Origin of the sequence: Amycolatopsis sp. Hca4 (genome assembly GCF_013364075.1) — a bacterium.
Lineage (GTDB): Bacteria > Actinomycetota > Actinomycetes > Mycobacteriales > Pseudonocardiaceae > Amycolatopsis.
Genome location: NZ_CP054925.1, coordinates 6,756,306 through 6,775,405 on the forward strand (window position 1 = coordinate 6,756,306; position 19,100 = coordinate 6,775,405).

The window sequence follows — 19,100 nt, forward strand, 5'->3', positions numbered from 1 at the left end:
GCCCGGCTAGCGTGTCGCTCGGTACAGGGTCCATGCCAGCGCCGGCCGTGTCGAACCCTCGGCTTGCCGTCGACGCTGGCGCACGGCGACGTCTCCTGGAGGACGAATGTCACGGCAGTTCCTCGCGGAGGGCGGGAATCTCTCGCTCACCGGAGGTGGCTACACGATTGTCGGTGTAGTCGCCGTGGTCGCGCTTGCCGCACTCGTCATCGGCTACGTCCTGCTCAAGGAGGTGCTGGCCGCAGGCCAGGGCACCGCCAAGATGCAGGACATCGCCAAGGCGGTGCAAGAAGGCGCGGCCGCGTACCTCAAGCGGCAGCGGAACACCCTCGCCATCTTCGGCGTGGTCGTGTTCCTCCTGCTCTTCATCCTCCCCGCGGACGACTGGAACGAGAAGATCGGCCGTTCGATCTTCTTCCTGGTCGGTGCGGGGTTCTCGTTCGCGATCGGCTACCTCGGCATGTGGCTGGCGACGCAGGCGAACCTGCGCGTCGCGGCCGCGTCGCGTGAGGAGGGCGGCCGCGAGAAGGCGATGCGCGTCGCGTTCCGCACGGGTGGCGTCGTCGGCATGATCACCGTCGGCCTCGGCCTGTTCGGTGCCGCGGTCGTCGTGCTCGTCTACACCGGGCAGGCCCCGAAGGTGCTCGAGGGCTTCGGGTTCGGCGCGGCGCTGATCGCGATGTTCATGCGTGTCGGCGGCGGTATCTTCACCAAGGCCGCCGACGTCGGCGCGGACCTGGTCGGCAAGGTCGAGCAGGGCATCCCGGAGGACGACCCCCGCAACGCCGCCACCATCGCGGACAACGTGGGCGACAACGTCGGTGACTGCGCCGGCATGGCCGCGGACCTCTTCGAGTCCTACGCCGTCATGCTGGTCGCCGCGCTGATCCTGGGCAGCACCGCCTTCGGCGTGCACGGCCTGATCTTCCCGCTGATCGTGCCGGCCATCGGCGTGATCACCGCCGTCATCGGCGTTTACATCACCAAGGCGCGCGCGGGCGAGGGCGGCCTGGTCACGATCAACCGCTCCTTCTACATCTCCGCGGTGATTTCCGCGGTGCTGTCGGCGATCGCGGCGTTCGTGTACCTGCCGGGCAGCTTCTCCGAGTTCGGTGCGGAGTTCGCCGGGAACTCGGGCAGTCCGGCGGTCATCGCGACCGTCGCGGTGATCATCGGCATCGTGCTCGCGGCCGTCATCCTGAAGCTGACCGGCTACTACACCGGCACCGAGTACAAGCCGGTCAAGGACGTCGGCCAGACCTCGGAAACCGGTGCGGCGACGGTCATCCTGTCCGGTATCTCGATCGGCTTCGAGTCCGCTGTGTACACCGCGCTCGTCATCGGTGCGGCCGTCTTCGGGGCCTACCTGCTGGGCGGCGGCGTCGCGCTGTTCGCCGTGGCGCTGGCCGGCACCGGCCTGCTGACCACGGTCGGTGTCATCGTCGCGATGGACACCTTCGGACCGGTTTCGGACAACGCGCAGGGCATCGCCGAGATGTCCGGTGACGTCGACGAGAAAGCCGCGCAGATCCTCACCGAGCTCGACGCGGTCGGCAACACCACGAAGGCGATCACCAAGGGCATCGCGATCGCCACGGCGGTCCTCGCCGCGACGGCGCTGTTCGGCTCCTATTCGGACGCGATCACGAAGGCGGTGGGCGTCGGCGGCAGCTTCGTCGCGAACATCGTGACCCCGGCGACCCTCGTCGGCGTGATCGTCGGTGCGGCCGTCGTGTTCATGTTCTCCGGTCTCGCGGTCAACGCGGTGTCCCGGGCCGCCGGCGCGGTCGTCTACGAAGTGCGCCGCCAGTTCCGCGACATCCCGGGGATCATGGAGGGCACCACTCGCCCCGAGTACGGCAAGGTCGTCGACATCGTCACGCGCGACTCGCTGCGCGAGCTGACCACGCCGGGTCTGCTGGCGGTCTTCGCCCCGATCGCGGTCGGCTTCGGCCTCGGCACCAGCGCGCTCGCCGGCTACCTGGCCGGCGCGATCGCCTGCGGCACCCTGATGGCGATCTTCCTCGCCAACTCCGGTGGCGCGTGGGACAACGCCAAGAAGCTGGTCGAAGACGGCAACCACGGCGGCAAGGGGTCGGACGCGCACGAAGCCACCATCATCGGTGACACCGTGGGCGACCCGTTCAAGGACACCGCCGGCCCGGCGATCAACCCGCTGATCAAGGTGATGAACCTGGTTTCGGTGCTGATCGCGCCCGCCATCGTGCAGCTGACGGTCGGCGACAGCGCCAACACCCCGGTGCGCATCATCATCTCGCTGGTCGCGGTCGCCGTGATCGTGGCAGCGATCGTGGTGTCGAAGCGTCGGGGGACGGTCCTGTCGGACACCCCGACCGAGATCACGGCCTGACGAAGAACACGTTCCGGGCCCGGCATGCGGCTTCGCGTGCCGGGCCCGGGCAGGCCGTCCCAGAAAGGCCCGGCGACTTGCGAAGCACCACCGAGTCGGTACCGTCGGCCCTGCCGGGACGTCGTCGGGCAGGAGGTACGCGGGTGCGGCTGACCGTTTTCGCCGCCCTCACCACGACAGTCGCCATGGCTCTCGCCGGGTGCGGGCAGCCTGCCGAGGTGCAGGCGCCGCCGCGGGACCAGGATCTCCCGGTGACGACGCCGGCGCCCCCGGCCGATCCGGTGGCGAGCTGGGCGGGCGGCTACTGCGACGCGGTGACGCACCTGGTCCGTGCGCTCGCGGCGTTGCCCGCCGTCGATCCCAGCACGCCGCAGAAGGCGTCCAGGACGTCCAGTGACCTTCTTTCGTCGGTGGTCGACGGGCTCGACGAGAGCCTGGCCGGGCTGCACGCGCTCGGCTCGCCGCCGGTGCCGTCCGCGGACGGCGGCCGCCAGGCCGTGATCGGGCAGTTCGCCGCCATCCGCGCGGAGGCCGAGACCGCCCGCCACCGCATCGAAGCCGCCCGCGGGAACGCCTCGGCGACGAAGGAAGCCCTCGGCCAGGCCAGGGCGACCCTCGACCGCATCGACGCGCTCGACTACCTCAAGGGCCTCAAGGACGTCCCGGCACTGGCCGCGGCGGAACAGCGCGCGCCGGCCTGCGGCCGGCTGGATCAGCCTGCCGGCTGAAGATCCGCGCGAGACCTGCCGCGAATCGAACTTGTGTTCTAGTATGGCGCGGTGGATCGGACGATCTCGCTCTTCTCCGCCGAGGCCAGCGGGCCGGGCCTGGGCGACCTGGCCGGCCTGTTGTGCTGCCACGGCCAGATCACCGGGTTCGGGCGCACCGCCGCCCGGCTGTCGGTGGTCGTCGAGGAGCCGTGGCGGGCGCACGTCCTGGCGCGCGAGTTCCGCTGCCGGGGCGCGGACGCCCAGGTCTCGAAGGCCGACTGCGGCCGTCCGCAGGTCCGCACGTCGTTCCGGGTCGACCTGCTGCCGCTGGCGCTGCGGTGGCTGCGTGAGGGCTGCACGGGGCCGGTCGAGGACGACTCGGGCAAGGCGGTGCCGGACGGCTTCCGGCTGAGCGGGGCGATGCTGCGGATGTGGGCGCTGGCCGGTGGCCGTCCCGGCACGCAGGGCTACCTGCTCGGTGTCGACCCGCTCGCGCCCGGCATGCACGAGCGGCTGGTCGAAGCGCTGACGCCGTTGGGCGTCGCGGCGAAGCTGACCGGCCCGAAGGCCGAGGTCCCGGCCGTGAAAGTCACCGGAAAACGCCGGCTGGAGGCGCTGCTGGAGCTGATCGGGGAGCCGCCGCCGGGCGCCGAAGCGGCGTGGCCGGGTGCGGAACCACAACCGCACCCGGAGGCCGCGACGAGCACGGCCTGACCGGGTGCGGCGGGTGCGTCAAGGCCGGGGCAGCGTGCAGCCGGCCTGGGTGAGCGCGATTTCGTTCGCCGAGGTCAGGCAGGCGGGAATGCCGTAGGTCTCCTGACCGTAGTTCGTCTTGTAGTGCACGGTGACGTTGCCGGCCTGGTCGACCTCGCACGGGTTGTTCTCCGTGCAGCGCTCGCCGTCCTCGTTGCCGGTGTTGTTGACGCCGACGACCTTGCCGCCGGAGACGATCGGCGAGCCGGAGGTGCCGCCGATGGTCTGGCAGGCGGACGTGTAGCGGATCGAGTCCTTCCAGGTCCAGCTGCCCTCCTTGAGCCGGTAGACGAACCCGTCGATGTTGCAGGAGTAGATGCGCTTCCAGTAGCCCGAGACGACGTCGATCGCCGCGCCGGCCGACGGGTGGGCGTTCGACAGCTCCAGCGGCGAGATGCCGTAGCTCGACTTGATCTGCGCGTAGGTGGTGGTGAGCTGGTAGAGCGACACGTCGGTGTCGGTCATCGTCCCGTACACGATCTTCTTGGCGCGCAGTGTGGCCTTGTTGCTGCCGCTGGCGGTGAGCAACGTGAACGTCCGGCTGGACGCCCGGTTGGTGATCACCTCGCCCGGGCCGGGGAAACCGGTTTCGAGGCAGTGCCCGTTGGACATGACGAGCGCGGGCGCGGTGTCGGGTGTCGCGGCGGGCTTGACCACCGACCCCGAGCAGTTGGACAGGGCCACGGTGCCGGCGAAGTTCGCGGCGGCCGCGTTCGCCGGTGTGGCCCCCAGCAATACTGTGGCGGTCGCGGCGGTGAACAGGGCGCCGAGCAGGCGTCGGGTCATGGCAGGTCCTTTCGGCTGGGCGGGGAAACCAGTGAAGCGGTGACATCCCTGAGCCCACCACCGTCGAACGGAGGGTATCCGGACGGTCACGCGCTAGGCTGCGCGGGACGTGGCCGAAATCACGTGGCAGGTACGTTGGGGAAACATCGTCGAGGTCAGCGGCGATGCGCTGGGCACAGGACCGGCGGCGTGTTGGGCCACCTCCGCGCCGTCCGGCCGGGAACAGCGTGCACACTGGCAGGTCGGGACACGGGCCCTGGCAGGGACGTGGTGCAGTCCCGCGGCGGCGGGACGAGATGAGCGGAGAGCAGGACAGCGTGGCAGGAGCACGGACCAAGAAGAACGGAGCCGCGGCGGCCAACGGCGCCGGGCACCGGCGGCTGGTCATCGTCGAGTCGCCGACGAAGGCCCGCAAGATCGCGCCCTACCTCGGCGGCGGTTACGTCGTCGAGTCCTCCGTCGGGCACATCCGCGACCTGCCGCGTGGTGCCGCCGACGTGCCCGCCCAGTACAAGGGCGAGGCGTGGGCGCGGCTCGGCGTCGACGTCGACAACGGCTTCAAGGCCCTCTACGTGGTCACCCCGGACAAGAAGTCCAAGGTCACCGAGCTCAAGGGCCTGCTGAAGGACGTCGACGAGCTCTACCTCGCCACCGACCCCGACCGCGAGGGCGAGGCCATCGCGTGGCACCTCCTCGAGACGCTCAAGCCGAAGGTCCCGGTCCGCCGGATGGTCTTCCACGAGGTCACCGAGCAGGCCATCCGCGCGGCCGCCGACTCGACCCGCGAGCTGGACGCCGACCTCGTCGACGCCCAGGAGACCCGCCGCATCCTCGACCGCCTCTACGGCTACGAGGTCTCGCCGGTGCTGTGGAAGAAGGTCATGCCGAAGCTCTCGGCGGGCCGCGTGCAGTCGGTGGCGACCCGGATCGTGGTCGAGCGCGAGCGCGAGCGGATGCGCTTCACGTCGGCGTCGTACTGGGACATCTCGGCGACGATGGACGCCGGCGAGGAGGCTTCGCCGCGGAACTTCCCGGCGCGCCTGGTCGCCGTCGACGGCGCGCGGCTGGCCACCGGCCGCGACTTCGGCTCGGACGGGCAGCTCAAGGCGTCGAACAACGAGGTCCGCGTGCTCGCGGAAGCCGACGCGCGGCGCCTGGCCGAAGCGCTGAAGCAGCGTGACTTCAAGGTCTCGAGCGTCGAGGAGAAGCCGTACACGCGGAAGCCGTACGCGCCCTTCATGACGTCGACGCTGCAGCAGGAGGCGGGCCGCAAGATGCGGTTCACCTCGGAGCGCACCATGCGGATCGCGCAGAAGCTGTACGAGAACGGCTACATCACTTATATGCGTACCGACTCCACGACGCTGTCGGAGTCGGCGATCTCGGCCGCGCGCAGCCAGGCCACGCAGCTGTACGGCAAGGAGTACGTCTCGCCGACGCCGCGCCAGTACACGCGGAAGGTCAAGAACGCGCAGGAGGCCCACGAGGCGATCCGGCCGTCGGGCGAGGTCTTCCGCACGCCGGGCCAGGTCGCGGGCGAGCTGGACACCGACGAGTTCCGGCTCTACGAGATGATCTGGCAGCGCACGATCGCGTCGCAGATGGCGGACGCCAAGGGCACCACGATGTCCGTCCGCATCGTCGGCAACGCGACCTCGGGCGAGGAGTGCACCTTCGCCGCTTCGGGCCGCACGATCACCTTCGCGGGCTTCCTCAAGGCGTACGTCGAAGCGGTCGACACCGAGACCGGTGGCGAGGCCGACGACAAGCAGAGCCGCCTCCCGGTGCTGGAGAAGGACCAGGCGCTGACCGCGTCGGAGCTGAGCCCGGACGGCCACACCACGTCGCCGCCGGCCCGGTACTCCGAGCCGAGCCTGGTCAGCAAGCTGGAAGAGCTGGGCATCGGCCGCCCGTCGACGTACGCGTCGATCATCAAGACGATCCAGGACCGCGGGTACGTCTGGAAGAAGGGCTCCGCGCTCGTTCCGTCGTGGGTCGCGTTTGCCGTGATCGGCCTGATGGAACGTCACTTCGAGCGGCTGGTCGACTACGACTTCACCGCCGGGATGGAGGACGAGCTCGACCGCATCGCGGCCGGTGACGAGCAGCGTGCGCAGTGGCTGTCGAAGTTCTACTTCGGCGGCGATATGGGCGTGGACGGCTCGATCGGCCGCCTGGGCGGGCTCAAGAAGCTGGTCGAGGGCAGCGTCGAGGACATCGACGCGCGGGAGATCAACTCGATCCCGCTGTTCAGCGACGCCGACGGGCACACGGTCGTGGTCCGCGTCGGGCGCTACGGGCCGTACCTGGAGCGCGAGGTCAACGGCGAGTCGCAGCGCGCGAACCTGCCCGAGGACCTGCCGCCGGACGAGCTGACGCAGGAGATCGCGGAGAAGCTGTTCGCGACCCCGCAGGAGGGCCGCACGCTGGGCACCGACCCGGTGAGCGGGCACGACATCGTCGCGAAGGAGGGCCGCTTCGGGCCGTACGTGACCGAGGTGCTGCCGGAGATCGAGATCCCCGAAGACGCCACGGCCGCGCAGAAGAAGGCGCTCAAGGCGAAGGCGCCGAAGCCGCGGACGGGCTCGCTGTTCAAGTCGATGGACATCGAGACCATCACGCTGGACGACGCGCTGAAGCTGCTTTCGCTGCCGCGCGTGGTCGGCAAGGACCCGGAGTCCGGTGACGAGATCACCGCGCAGAACGGGCGCTACGGGCCGTACCTGAAGAAGGGCACGGACTCGCGTTCGCTCTCGACCGAGGACCAGCTCTTCTCGATCACGCTCGAAGAGGCGCTGAAGATCTACTCGGAGCCGAAGCAGCGTGGGCGCTCCGCCACGGCGAAGCCGCCGCTCAAGGAGCTCGGCGACGACCCGGTGTCGGGCAAGCCGATGGTGGTCAAGGACGGCCGGTTCGGCCCGTACGTGACCGACGGCGAGTACAACGCGACCCTGCGGAAGGGCGACGAGATCGAGTCGCTGACCGCGGAGCGGGCGGCCGAGCTGCTGGCCGAGAAGCGGGCCAAGGGCCCGGCGCCGAAGCGGAAGGCGCCGGCGCGCAAGCCGGCGGCGACCACGGCGAAGACGGTCAAGGCGGGCACGACGAAGAAGGCGACCACGGCGAAGCGGTCGAGCTCGACCGCGACGAAGGCCAAGTAAGCCGGTTCGAGGGCCTCCCGCAGGTGGGAGGCCCTCCACGTCACACCTTCAGGTGACACCTCGAACGGATGTTCGGGAAATTGTCGGTGGTGCCGGGTTCCATGGACGCGTGACCAGAACACCACGCACCGTGCACGCGGTGACCACCAAGATCCTGAAGCCGGTCCGGGCGGCGGCCGCCGGCAGCTCCACTGCCGCGGACCTGATGGAGGCGCTCGAGGGCTTCCGCGGGAGCGGCGGAGTCTGCGGCGTGGCCGTGGCGATGTCCGGCGAACCGTGGACGTCGGCGTTCTTCGACGACCGGTCGGCCTTCGGCGTCGCCGGGGAAGGGCTGCGCCTGTCCGGGCCTTCGCCGGGCGGTGTCGCCGAGCTGCTGCGGCTGGCGTTGACGCGGCTGCCTCCGCTGGCGCCGGTGCCGGGCGAGGGGCTGTGCCTCGATGCCGACGAGCGCGGGGTGCTCGAGCCCGGGCAGGAGTCTCTCGTCCTCGACCTGATGGCCGACCTGCAGCGGCCGCGGTACGGCACGGTCCAGTTCGACATCGCCTGGGATGGCTCACCCGCGCGGTGGGAGGTGCTGGCGTTCGTCGACGACGACCGCGGACGGCACCTGGCGGCGCTGAGCAGACCGAGGGGCGGCCACCGCCGGCTCTGGTGGCTGCCCGGAACCGTGGAGCGGCTCGCGGAGTTCGTCGAAGGGCGGGTGCCGGAGCATGCCTGAGCCGTTCGCCGACCGCTTAACGACCGATGTCACCCTCTCGAACATATGTGCGAGAAATTGTCGGTGCCAGGGTGTTCAATCGAGGGGTGAGCAACGCGGTCGCCGTCTTCGACGTCATCGACGAGGTCATCGCCCCGCTCTCGGCCGAGGTGCCGGAGCGGCCCTCGGTGATGGAGTTCTACGACCCCGAGTTCGAGATCCCGCCGGTGCTGGCGGACACCGGACCGCTGCCGGGCCGTCCCTGCTCGTCCGAGCTGAGCCTCGCGGACGAAGTGGAGCAGTACACGCGGTTCGTCGCCGGGATGGCCGCGATCGGCCTCGCCCCGGGTGGCGAGGTCACCGCGGAGGCCGTCGGGCTGTACCGGGCGCTGCGCGGTGGCTTCATCCGCGGGGTCGTCACCGGCGTCTTCCCGGCCCGGGCCAAGCCGTGGGAGGTGCGGTTCTTCGGCGACGAGGACTACACCACGGTGCTGCACAAGCTGGGCAACCGCGCGCGGCTGCGGTCGGGCTTCCTCAGCGAGCTGCCGGGCTGGGTGTTCGACGGGCTGCCCGACCGGCCGCCGGGGCCGGGCGAGCACCTGCGCATCGAGACCGACGAGCGCGGGCTGATCCCGCGCCGGTGCGAGCGGGCGGTGGAGCTGATCCGGGAGTGCGCGGCCCGACCGCGGCTGGGCACGGTGCTGGTCGACCTCGCGGTGCGCAACGCGATCCTGGCCGAGTACCCGCACGGGGCGTTCGGGCTGGTGGACAACGACCTCGGCCGGTACCAGTTCAGCGCCGCGGTGGGGCGGAGCGGGCGCTGGACGGTCACCTGGGGTCCGGCCTCGCGGAGCACGGCCGAGCAGTGGATCGTCGAGGCGGTGCAGAGCCATGCCTGAGCAGGTGGAGGTGCGGAAGACGGCCGGAGAGGGTGTGGACAGGGTGGTCGCGGCGGCTTCGAAGGACCTGACGGTGCGCGAGGCGATCCTCGCGGCGGCGGAGCTGAACAGCGATGTGCCCATCCCGCGTGCGTCGGCGGACGCCGGGGCGGAACCGGAGGAAAGGCGGCGCCATGGCTGAACGCACGGCGGCCAGGGAGCTGCTCGAGCTGGCCGCGGGCCCGGTGCTGGCGGCGATGCCGGACCGGGAGCCGGTCGACCGGCTCTACAACCCGGACGTCAGCGACCACGACATCCTGGTCCACGGCCCGGTGTCGGACGACCCGGCGGACCTGGTGGCCGAGGTCGAGCGGCACATGGCGTGGGCAGCGTGGATCGACGGCACCCCGTTCGGCGAGAACGGCGAGCTGAACGAACTGGGCTTCGAGGTGGTCTCGCTGATGCTGCGCGGCTCGGTCCGTGCGGCCCTGTGCGGCGTGTTCGACGACGGCCCCGAGACGGCGGACATCCGCTGCTACGCCGACGGCGAGCGGGCGTTCATGATGGGCTCGCTGCCCGGCCGCACGGCCATCCACCTGGCCGACTTCGAGGAGCTCCCGGAGATGCTGGTGGCCGAGCTCCCGGAGGTCCCGTACGGAGCATCGCCCCGGGCAATCTGGGTCTCGGTCGACGACGACGGCCTGGTCCACGACGGCCAGGACGACGACGTGGGAGCAATGCGAGAACTCCTGGCCCGCCCGAGGTCGGGAACGGCGGTCCTGGACATGCTGGCCTTCGGCGGCCTGTGCGCAGAGTTCCCGGACCACGGCTTCGTCCTGGTCGACACGGACCTGGGTCGCTTCGCGTTGGCGGCGCTGGACCGAGGGGACGGCCGCCGCCAGCTGGTGCTGAGCCCGTTCAGCCGAGGCATGCTGCGGGACTGGTGCCGCAAGATGATCGACCTCGGGCAGGAGGAGATGCCCTGAGCAGGGGGAGGAACCGGGGTAGAGGAGGGCGGCGTGGGGGATGATCGGACGGGGCGGCAGTACAGCCAAGTCGCCGCAACCCGGCAGGGCCAAGCCAGCCGAAGCGGAGCCGGCCAACCTCCATCCCGCCTCAGCCGTACCCCGAGCCCCCACCCGCAAACTGGCCACCCGAAGGCCACCCCCTGGCCAACCGCTCTCAACCGGCGACTGTGACCCGTTTCACTACAATCTGTCACCATCAGCGGTCGACCCGGTGACCGGCGGGCTGGACACTTCAGGTGGTTCGGGCACAGGCTTGCGCTGCGTGACCGACCATCCACTGGAGACAGAGCCATTGGGCGGATGCGTTATCCGCCAGCGTCGCTACCCTGGAAAGGCGAGGACATTCAGTAGTGAGGTGGTCACCATGAGCGCGAACGGTGAGGCTCCCTTCTTCAATGCCCCCGAGCTCACTCAGCGCGACGGCACTCTGTCCGAAGCACCCGGCGAGATGTTCGCGGACCCGGTATCCGGGCTGGTCACCGCGTCGCCCGAGCCGCGCACGGCCATTCCGAATGGCCACGAGCCCGGCGCCATTCCGGTGGCCGGGCCGGTGAAGCCGGACGAAGAGGCCGTGCGCCGGATGGTCGAGGAGACGCTCCGCGAGGACCAGGGTGTCAAGGCGCCGGAGGCCATTCCGCCGGCCGGCACCCTGAACCAGGGGCAGCCGCTGGGCCTGCTTCCGCGGCAGCGGAACCGGCGGCGCACTTGGCCGACCCGGCCGCCGCAGATCATGCGGCCCGTGCGGCAGGATCCGCTCGCCGAAGACGAAGCGGACGACGTCGAACTCGTGCCCGTCAAGCGGCGCAGGCTGCCGAAGGTGCCTTCGGTGTCCATGCCGGCGTTCAACCGGCCGTCGTCGAGTGCGGCGGGGGTCATGCTCGCCGTCGCTCTGCTGATCGTGTTCGGATTCGTCGCCATCGAGATGGTGTCGAGCCTGGTCAGCAGCGTCACTGGGCTGTTCGACTAGCGTTCCCCCGCCGGTCACCGCGTGCCTCGCACCACGGGGCCGTCCCGCGTGCCAAGGGCCGATCGGGCTACCCTGGCTTCACGGTCGGGTCCCTCCCGGGTGTCCGGCACCGCGGTGACTAGTGGGGTGGGCGTATCAGCGAGGGCGTGCGATCGGTACCCGGGGCCGGCCCGGGTGCGTCGTCGGGCGCCGAGGCGTCCACGATCAACCGGGTCCGGCGGGTGCTGGCGATCAAACCGTTCCGGCGCCTGTGGGGCGTCACGTACCTGTGCAGCGTGGCCGACTGGCTGAACATCCTGGCCCTCACCGGCCTGGCCACGAAGCTGACCGACAACTACTTCGCGCAGAACTTCGCCTTCGTCGGCGTCGTCCTGACCGGCCTGGCTCCGGGGCTGCTGTTCGCCCCGGTCGGCGGGCTGCTCGCCGACCGGTTCGACCGCCGCAAGGTGATGGTCGTCGCCGACCTGCTGCGGTGCGGCTTCCTGCTGTCCATCGCGATCGTCAGCGCGCCCTGGTGGCTGCTCGCCGGCAACTTCCTTGTCGGCTGCGCGTCGAGCATGTGGATCCCCTCGAAAGAGGCCGCGGTCCCCAACCTGCTCCGCCGCCCGGACCAGGTCGAGACGGCCAACCAGCTCGGCATGGTGATGACCTACGGCCTCGCCGTCATCACCGCCGCCGGCGCGAACGCGGTCATCACCGGCGTCAACACGACGTTCCACCTGTTCCCCGGCGACCCGAGCCTCAACATCGCGAAGCTGGTCGTCATCATCACCGGCCTGCTCTACCTGGCCAGCGCCATCCTCATCGCCACCCGGATCCCCGAGCTCTCGCTGCGCAACGTCCACGCGCTGCCGGAGCAGAAGGTCAAGGCGGCCGACGAGGAGAAGCTCGGCATCGGCGCGATGATCGCCGACGGCTTCCGGTTCATCCGCAGCACGCCGCTCGTGCGCGGGCTGCTGGTGGGTGCGTTCGGCGCGTTCGTCGCCGGCGGCGCCGTGATCGGCTCGGCCAAGCCGTACTCCTCCAGCTTGGGAGCCGGTGACTCCGCGTTCAGCCTGCTCGTCCTCGCCGTCTTCCTCGGCCTCGCCACCGGCATGGTCTTCGCGCCCAAGCTCGCCCGCCGGCTCCCGCACGACCGGCTGTTCGGCCTCTCGATCGTCGCGGCCGCGATCTCGCTCGGCTTCGTGGCGCTGTCCCCGCACCTGACCGTCTCACTGATCGCCGTGGTGCTGGTCGGCGTCTGCGCCGGCATCGCGTTCCTCACCGGCGTGACCATCATCGGCTCGCGCGTCGAGGACGCCATCCGCGGCCGGATCAACGCGATCTACCAGCTGATGATGAAGCTGGTGCTGTTCGGCACCACGGTCACCGTGCCGCTGCTCGTCGGCGCGGTGCACCGGAACACGATCACCGTCTGGGGCAACCCGCTGACCATCGACGGCACGCGCCCGGTCATGCTCGGCGGCGCGGCGATCGCGCTGGTCGCCGGCCTGTTCGCCTACCGGCAGATGGACGACAAGCGCACCGAGCCGATCCTCGCCGACCTGCGCAACGCCCTGCGCCGCACGCCGCGGCGCGTCAACGGCTACCTGATCGCCGTCGAAGGCACCACCGCGATCAACACCGCCATCCAGGCCGTCAACCTCGCCGACTGGATGCGGGGCGGCACCCGCCCGGTCGTCGTCGCCGCGGACCCGGCGCTCGACGACCAGCGGCTCACCGCGCTCGTCTCGGGCGCCTCGCTCACCGGCGCGCGGGCCCAGGCGCTGGCCGCGGCCGCGGTGCGGGCCGACATCGTCGAGCGGCACGTCCAGCCGGCGCTGGACGCCGGTTCGGTGGTCGTCATGGAGCGGTTCGTCGACTCGCCGCTGGCCCACCTGTCCGCCGTCGCGGGGCTCGACAGCGACGAGCTCGAGGGCCTCGCCGACTGGGCGACCGGCCGGCTGCGCCCCGACCTCACCATCCTGCTCGACTCCGCCCCGAACGGCGCCCCGCGCGACAGGTCGGCCGCGATGAACGACCAGTGGCGCGTCCAGCACCTGCTCTCCGAGATGGCGGCGGCGGACCCGGATCGCTACCTGGTGATCGACGCCGACGGCACCGACGACGAGGTCGCCGAGCGCATCCGCACCGCGTTGGGCGCGGTGTTCGTCGGACGGCTGGCCGCGCTGGCGCCGACAGCGGAGAAGCCGGTGACGCTCCCGCTGGACGCCCTGCCCATCGAGACCCCGGAAGAGCCTCGCGTGGAGGCGAAGTGACGACGACCGAACGCATCGGCGTCTGGAACCAGCTGGTCGGCCAGGAACCCGCGGTCGAGACGCTGAGCGCGGCCGCTTCGGCCGCCGCCAAGATCATCGCCGGCGAACCGGCGCCGCCCGGCGCGATGACGCACGCCTGGCTGCTCACCGGCCCGCCCGGCTCCGGCCGTTCGGTGGCCGCGCGGACGTTCGCCGCGGCCCTGCAGTGCAGCACCGGCACCGGCTGCGACGCCTGCCCCGGCTGCCACACGACGATGGCGGGCACGCACGCCGACGTCCGGCTCGTGGTGCCGGAAGGCCTGTCGATCTCGGTCGCCGAGATGCGCGCGCTGGTCCAGGCCGCCGCGCGCCGTCCGACGACCGGCAACTGGCAGGTCGTGATCATCGAGGACGCGGACAGGCTCACCGAAGGCGCGTCGAACGCACTGCTGAAGGCCGTCGAGGAGCCGCCGGACCGCACGGTGTTCCTGCTCTGCGCGCCGTCGGACCACCCCGAGGACGTCTCGGTGACGATCCGCTCGCGCTGCCGCCTGGTGACGCTCCGGACGCCGCCGCCGGAGGCGATCGCGGACGTGCTGATGCGCCGTGACCACGTCGACGCCGAGCGCGCGCACTGGGCCGCTGCCGTGTGCGGCGGACACGTCGGCCGCGCGCGACGGCTCGCCACCGACGAGGCCGCGCGGCAGCGCCGGGCCACCGTGCTGCGGATCCCGCTCGGCCTCCGCCGGATGAGCGACGTCTTCACCTGCGCCGACCAGCTGATCAGCGCGGCCGAGGCGGACGCGGGCGAGGCCAGCAAGGCCCGTGACGAAGACGAGCGCAACGAGCTGCGGACGGCGATGGGCGGCGACGGCGTCGGCAAGGGCGTCGCCGGCGCGAAGCGAGCCGCCGAAGCCGCGGTCAAGCAGCTGGAGAAGAAGCAGAAGTCCCGCGCGACCCGAACCCAGCGCGACACGCTCGACCTCGCGCTGGTCGACCTCGCCGGCTTCTACCGCGACGTCCTGGTGACGGCGACCCGCTCCGGCGCGACCCTCAACCACCCGGACCACGCCGACCAGATCCGCGAGGCGGCGGCGTCGTGGACGACCGAGTCGACGCTGCGCCGGCTCGAAGCTGTACTGGAGTGCCGCGAGGCGATCGAGCTGAACGTGAAGCCGCGCATCGCCGTCGAGGCGATGGTCACCACGCTGCGCCAGGGCTGAACACGAAGGAGCCCGCCAGGCGCGCCTGGCGGGCTCCTTCACACCCCTCGGGTCATTCGCGCGGACGCGGCGAGGGCTTGAACGGCTTCTCCTCGACGGCCACGGCCAGCGGGCGCCGCCGTCCGCCCGGCATCGCGGCCACCATGACCACGCCGAGCAGCAGCATCGCGGTGCCGGTCCAGAACAGCGGCACGGTGTCGTACGCGCCACCGGTGTAGGCGAGGTTCTTGACCGGGCCCTTCGGCGCCTCCCCGCCGGCGGGCGGCGGCGTCGACGTGGTCGTCCCGCAGACCACACCGCCGGTCGGCGCGTACGCCCGGGCGATCTGCTCGCCGAGCGACAGCTGGGCCAGCGACGACGGCAGGTTCTTCGCCTGGTCGTCGGGCAGCAGGCTCTTGAGCTTGGTCGTCGGCAGCAGCTGCAGGTCGAACATCCGCGCCGACGCGCCCAGCTGGTACCCGGCGAACGGCGTGGTCATGTTCGCGGACTTCTGGTCGAGCCCGGCGATGCTCAGCCGCAGCACGCCGAGGTCGAGCACGGTGCCCGCGGTGTTGCCGACCTGCTGGAGACCCTTGGTGAGGGTCGAGACGAGGCCGCCGACCACCGGGATGTCGTCGACCTGCCCGAACTGGTCGCTGAGCCCCTTCAGCGGCAGCCCGATCGGGATGTCCTTGGTGGGGTGCGCGGCATCCAGCGTGTAGAGCGTCTTCCCACCGGCGGCGATGGTCAGCACCGGCGCGGTGTACTCGACCTTGGACGTCTTCGCGTCGCCGGTGGAGGTCACCTTGAGGGTCGGCTGGCTGACGACCTTGATGCTCAGCGCCAGCGGCGTGCCCTTGAGGATCTCGATGTCCGCGGCCTGCAGCGTCGACGTCGACTGCACGGCCTTGTTCTTCGAGCCGGGGATGTCGACCAGCTTGACCTGCGACCGCGAGGACAGCGTGTTCGGCAGGCTGAGCAGCGAGCCGGTGCCGTCCTTGGCGGTCTGCCCGCCGCCCTGCAGCAGGCCGCCGAGGCTCTGCAGGCCCTTGGTCAGGTCGAACCCGCTGGCGAGCGAGCCCGGGTCGAGCTTCGGCTGCAGCGCGTCGAGCTTGAGGTTCGGCATCGACGGCACGACGTTCAGCAGCGACAGGCTCGCCACCGACGTGCTGGCATCGGCGATGGTGTCGACGCACGGGCCGAGCGAGTCACTCCACCGAGCGTGCGCGCTCCCGTTGAGCAGACCCAGGTTGAGCAGCGGATTCGACGGCGCATTGAGGCCCCCGCTGATCGGCTGCGCGTTGTCCGGCAGGGCGGTCTGCACCACGCTGCCGGGTGTCTGCGGCGCGTTCCCGCCGACGGACAGCCCGAAGGGAGACGCCTGCGCGATCGCCTTCTCGTAGCTCAGGTAGGCATCCGAGTTCGCCGACGCGCTGGAGAGGCCCATCCCGGCCTCGAGCGCGGACTGCTTGGGCAGCGTGTCCCCGAACCCGGGCAGGATGGTCTTGGTGGGCACGGCGTTGGGCAAAAGCCGGATGATCCCGAGAGCGGTCCCGGCATCCCCGACGGCCTTCCCGAGGGGCTGCGGCCCGATGGGAGCGGAGATGGGCGCCTGCCCCGGATTCGCCGGCTGCGGAATCGGCGTCGTGGGGTAGGTGGTGTCGGCGTAGGAAGGCGCCGCGCTGAGCAGGAGCAACGCAGCAGCCGCCGGCAACGCCGCCGAGCGGGGCAGTCTTCGCCGCATGTGCCAGAGCCTCCAAGTGGGTAGACCGGTGATGAGACCGGCGTCATAGGGCGTTAACGACGGTCCCCCCGGAAAGTGACGCGCACAGCTTCCGCTACACTTGCTACCGTCGCCAGCGGAAGCTGGAGACACGCCGCCTTAGCTCAGTCGGCCAGAGCGATTCACTCGTAATGAATAGGTCAGGGGTTCGATTCCCCTAGGCGGCTCCGCAGGTCAGGCCCCATCCGAGACACTTCGGATGGGGCCTGACTCGTCTGATGAGGGTCTAAGTGAGCGTCTAAGGCGCCTAGTCGGTGGGTGGAGAAAACCCAGCGGGTTCACCGTCCCGGGAAGGCCAGTCCATCTCGATGGTTCCCCGACTCGACTACTGGATGAGCTGCGTCCTATGGACCAGCTTCTTCCCAGCGACGCTGCCGTGTCGACCAACCGCGAGATCGCCTGAGTCAGCATGCCTAACACTGTCCCGCCGCATCCCTGTTCCTCGGGCGAACACCGGCGCAGCCCTGTGCTGGGTCGCGCCCTGCCGCCAACTCGCCCTCGGCGCCGCGCTGTCCTGCTCCCGCGCAACAACGCCTCAGCTCGCGCCTTGAGTCCACCCAGGTGCCCGGACGTTCGCCCAGGAACGCGGCTGCTGGCCCGCGCAGACGGCGTTAGACGTCGTTGGTGATCGGGTTGATCGCGCACCGCCGTGGTCAGTTTGCCGAGAGACAACAAGCGAGCCCGTCAGCGTTGGTCTGCAAGCTCCGAGCGTCTCTGAAACTCGCATGTTCAGTTGTTCAAGGCGGCCTCTCCGGGACCGCTGAGGGCTGTGTTTGACCCGCCGGCAAGCTCCGCCGGGTGTGCGGGCTGACGCCCGGTCCCCGGCGGTCGCCCGCAGAGAAGCAGCCCAGCGACCACCCGCCGGGCGGACCGCGGGCGTCACGCAGCGCAAGAGCAAGTCTTCGTCAGATCGGCAGGTCTCCGAGGTGGCCGATAAGGCGAGCCAATCGCGGCCGCGCGCGGCCAAACGGCATCTCGACGATCTCCATGAAGGGCTATCATGGCGTGTCAAAAGCGCATTTTCAAGGATCCTGTGGCCGGTGTGGGTCCCAGACGCGCCACGATAGGACGACGTCAAAGTCCGCGAGATTCCGTGGTGTCCCCTCGCTAGTACGCGCACTCGCAGCAATTATTGCTGAAACCCTAACTCAATCTTGACACCGTTGATCCGAACTTTTTGATCGGAAACACCTTTTAATATTACGAAAGGTTGAAGCAGCGGATTCTGAAATCGGTAACGGCGATGCCGCCCCTCGCCACGAGTTTCCAGTACGAACCCGCGACTTTCGCTGAATGCTCTCAAGTGGTGCAGGAAGCTTGGGGTTTCTCGCTTAATTCCCTGAATCTTGCTTAATGGCTTACTGACATCAACTGGGGCGAAGTATCCAATGTTGTCCACATCTGCAAGAGCGCAAGCTAGGAGTGTGTCGTCGAAGCGTGCGTTCTTATTTGGAGAATTCACAGCCTTGGCGTATGCTACTTGAATGCTTCGCTGCGCTTCGTCGAGAGCCTTGTTTATGGCTGCCCCCAGGAATTCGATCGTTATTTCGGATGCGCCCCTAATTAAGGCGCTTTCTCCAAGGATTCCACCAAGGAGATGAGCATAGTGTGGTAGGCCTTGAGACAGCCTGACCACGGTGTCGAGCAGCTCCTCGGTCGCGGAGAGGTCTACTGACTTGTAGCCCTCTACAAGGATCTCGCGCAGCTCGTCGGGCTCCATGCGGGGCATCTGGATCTGCTTGAGTCCGCGTTCGACGGACCGATGTCCTTGAATTAGGCCGTCAACGTCATCTGCAACGCCAACCATAATCAAGGTGCAGGGGACGAGGCTGTCTGACAATGTCTTGACCAGGTCAGCGAAAAGCTGCGTGGATGAATGATCGCCGATTCGGTCGATCTCGTCAATTATCAAAACCATCGGAGCGTATCGTGCAATGACGTTGATTGCACGGAATACTCGATCAGGAGTGATGTTATCCATCAATATATCTTCGGCGCGGTCGACAACCTCGCCAAGTTCTTTGTTCTTGTCCTCTGGAAGGAGGTCGACTTCATTGCGTACCGCTGGAATAAACTTCTCCCAGACGGTAGCGAAGTCATCGTCGGCGCTGCACTGGAACCGGACGCCAAGCTGTTCCCCGGTTCGACGGCTCGCGTATATAGACTTCGCCATGTAAGAAAGACTCGTCTTTCCGACGCCGCGCTCGCCGTAGATTACGGCGTGTTGCCCAAGCTCTTGGACGGCAGAAAAGATCTGAGATAGTTGATTTATTCTACCTTTGAAGAGACTTTGCCTGTCAACGGGAGAGGATGGTCGGAAACTGTCTTTCAATCTGGCGAGTTTTTGCGGCAACTCAAAATCTTCGCGCCCGCCCGACGGTGTCGACATCTACCACTCCTGCTTCGCGTGCTCTTGCCCCCTCGGTGGCGAGTTGGGCCGTTGGCTTGACCTTGAGCAAGGTAACTGTACCGCTGTGATCTTCAACGTCACTACTCTGGAGTTCAATAAGCAACCTTTGGGTGTCAACGA

14 protein-coding genes and 1 tRNA gene are annotated in these 19,100 nt (G+C 69.2%); 12 read left to right on the forward strand and 3 right to left on the reverse strand.

From position 1 onward, the window contains the following. The first annotated feature begins 106 nt into the window (after positions 1–106). The 3 genes from HUT10_RS30365 (at position 107) to HUT10_RS30375 (ending at position 3,795) form a co-directional block, all read left to right on the forward strand. Positions 107–2,371 (forward strand): sodium-translocating pyrophosphatase, encoded by a 2,265-nt coding sequence (locus HUT10_RS30365; RefSeq protein WP_176174316.1) that lies wholly within the window; start codon positions 107–109, stop codon positions 2,369–2,371. Between the two features lie 143 nt (positions 2,372–2,514). Next, the gene (locus tag HUT10_RS30370; RefSeq protein ID WP_254897083.1) at positions 2,515–3,099 is read left to right on the forward strand and encodes a hypothetical protein; all 585 of its coding nucleotides are present in this window, start codon (positions 2,515–2,517) and stop codon (positions 3,097–3,099) included. Positions 3,100–3,150: 51 nt separating this feature from the next. Next, complete coding sequence (locus HUT10_RS30375) at positions 3,151–3,795, forward strand: hypothetical protein (RefSeq protein WP_176174317.1); 645 nt, start codon at positions 3,151–3,153, stop codon at positions 3,793–3,795. Positions 3,796–3,813: 18 nt separating this feature from the next. On the opposite strand, the gene HUT10_RS30380 is transcribed toward HUT10_RS30375, so the two are convergent. Continuing rightward, positions 3,814–4,620 (reverse strand): serine protease, encoded by an 807-nt coding sequence (locus HUT10_RS30380; RefSeq protein ID WP_176174318.1) that lies wholly within the window; start codon positions 4,618–4,620, stop codon positions 3,814–3,816. A 296-nt stretch (positions 4,621–4,916) separates the two neighbouring features. Between HUT10_RS30380 and topA the strand changes: the two genes are divergently transcribed. The 8 genes from topA (at position 4,917) to HUT10_RS30420 (ending at position 14,808) form a co-directional block, all read left to right on the forward strand. Continuing rightward, entirely contained in the window at positions 4,917–7,778 is a 2,862-nt protein-coding gene (topA, locus tag HUT10_RS30385) for a type I DNA topoisomerase (protein ID WP_176174319.1), read from the forward strand. Positions 7,779–7,887: 109 nt separating this feature from the next. Next, positions 7,888–8,496, forward strand: coding sequence for a hypothetical protein (locus tag HUT10_RS30390; protein ID WP_254897084.1), 609 nt, complete (start codon positions 7,888–7,890; stop codon positions 8,494–8,496). An 86-nt stretch (positions 8,497–8,582) separates the two neighbouring features. Beyond that, positions 8,583–9,374 (forward strand): ESX secretion-associated protein EspG, encoded by a 792-nt coding sequence (locus HUT10_RS30395; protein ID WP_176174320.1) that lies wholly within the window; start codon positions 8,583–8,585, stop codon positions 9,372–9,374. After that, positions 9,367–9,555, forward strand: a complete 189-nt coding sequence (locus HUT10_RS30400) for a hypothetical protein (protein WP_176174321.1) — start codon at positions 9,367–9,369, stop codon at positions 9,553–9,555. Before HUT10_RS30395 ends, HUT10_RS30400 begins: the two co-directional genes overlap by 8 nt. Then, complete coding sequence (locus HUT10_RS30405) at positions 9,548–10,339, forward strand: hypothetical protein (RefSeq protein WP_176174322.1); 792 nt, start codon at positions 9,548–9,550, stop codon at positions 10,337–10,339. Before HUT10_RS30400 ends, HUT10_RS30405 begins: the two co-directional genes overlap by 8 nt. 406 nt (positions 10,340–10,745) lie before the next feature. After that, positions 10,746–11,348: a hypothetical protein gene (locus tag HUT10_RS30410; protein ID WP_254897498.1), complete on the forward strand. Its 603-nt coding sequence runs from the start codon at positions 10,746–10,748 to the stop codon at positions 11,346–11,348. A 146-nt stretch (positions 11,349–11,494) separates the two neighbouring features. After that, the gene (locus tag HUT10_RS30415) at positions 11,495–13,606 is read left to right on the forward strand and encodes a dTMP kinase (protein WP_176174324.1); all 2,112 of its coding nucleotides are present in this window, start codon (positions 11,495–11,497) and stop codon (positions 13,604–13,606) included. Beyond that, complete coding sequence (locus HUT10_RS30420; protein WP_176174325.1) at positions 13,603–14,808, forward strand: DNA polymerase III subunit delta'; 1,206 nt, start codon at positions 13,603–13,605, stop codon at positions 14,806–14,808. The genes HUT10_RS30415 and HUT10_RS30420 overlap by 4 nt, the downstream gene beginning before the upstream one ends. A gap of 52 nt (positions 14,809–14,860) precedes the next feature. Here the strand turns inward: HUT10_RS30420 and HUT10_RS30425 are convergent, their stop codons facing one another. Continuing rightward, positions 14,861–16,531, reverse strand: coding sequence for a hypothetical protein (locus HUT10_RS30425; protein ID WP_176174326.1), 1,671 nt, complete (start codon positions 16,529–16,531; stop codon positions 14,861–14,863). A gap of 132 nt (positions 16,532–16,663) precedes the next feature. Here HUT10_RS30425 and HUT10_RS30430 point away from each other — a divergent pair. Beyond that, positions 16,664–16,737, forward strand: a tRNA-Thr gene (locus tag HUT10_RS30430). Between the two features lie 962 nt (positions 16,738–17,699). Here the strand turns inward: HUT10_RS30430 and HUT10_RS30435 are convergent. Continuing rightward, complete coding sequence (locus HUT10_RS30435; protein ID WP_176174327.1) at positions 17,700–18,959, reverse strand: ATP-binding protein; 1,260 nt, start codon at positions 18,957–18,959, stop codon at positions 17,700–17,702. Positions 18,960–19,100 lie beyond the last annotated feature (141 nt).

Coding starts and splice junctions, on each gene's coding strand:
- HUT10_RS30435 (WP_176174327.1), bottom strand. CDS start 18,959: ATGTCGACACCGTCGGGCGGGCGCGAAGATTTTGAGTTGCCGCAAAAA.
- HUT10_RS30410 (WP_254897498.1), top strand. CDS start 10,746: ATGAGCGCGAACGGTGAGGCTCCCTTCTTCAATGCCCCCGAGCTCACT.
- HUT10_RS30365 (WP_176174316.1), top strand. CDS start 107: ATGTCACGGCAGTTCCTCGCGGAGGGCGGGAATCTCTCGCTCACCGGA.
- HUT10_RS30425 (WP_176174326.1), bottom strand. CDS start 16,531: ATGCGGCGAAGACTGCCCCGCTCGGCGGCGTTGCCGGCGGCTGCTGCG.
- HUT10_RS30380 (WP_176174318.1), bottom strand. CDS start 4,620: ATGACCCGACGCCTGCTCGGCGCCCTGTTCACCGCCGCGACCGCCACA.
- HUT10_RS30400 (WP_176174321.1), top strand. CDS start 9,367: ATGCCTGAGCAGGTGGAGGTGCGGAAGACGGCCGGAGAGGGTGTGGAC.
- HUT10_RS30405 (WP_176174322.1), top strand. CDS start 9,548: ATGGCTGAACGCACGGCGGCCAGGGAGCTGCTCGAGCTGGCCGCGGGC.
- topA (WP_176174319.1), top strand. CDS start 4,917: ATGAGCGGAGAGCAGGACAGCGTGGCAGGAGCACGGACCAAGAAGAAC.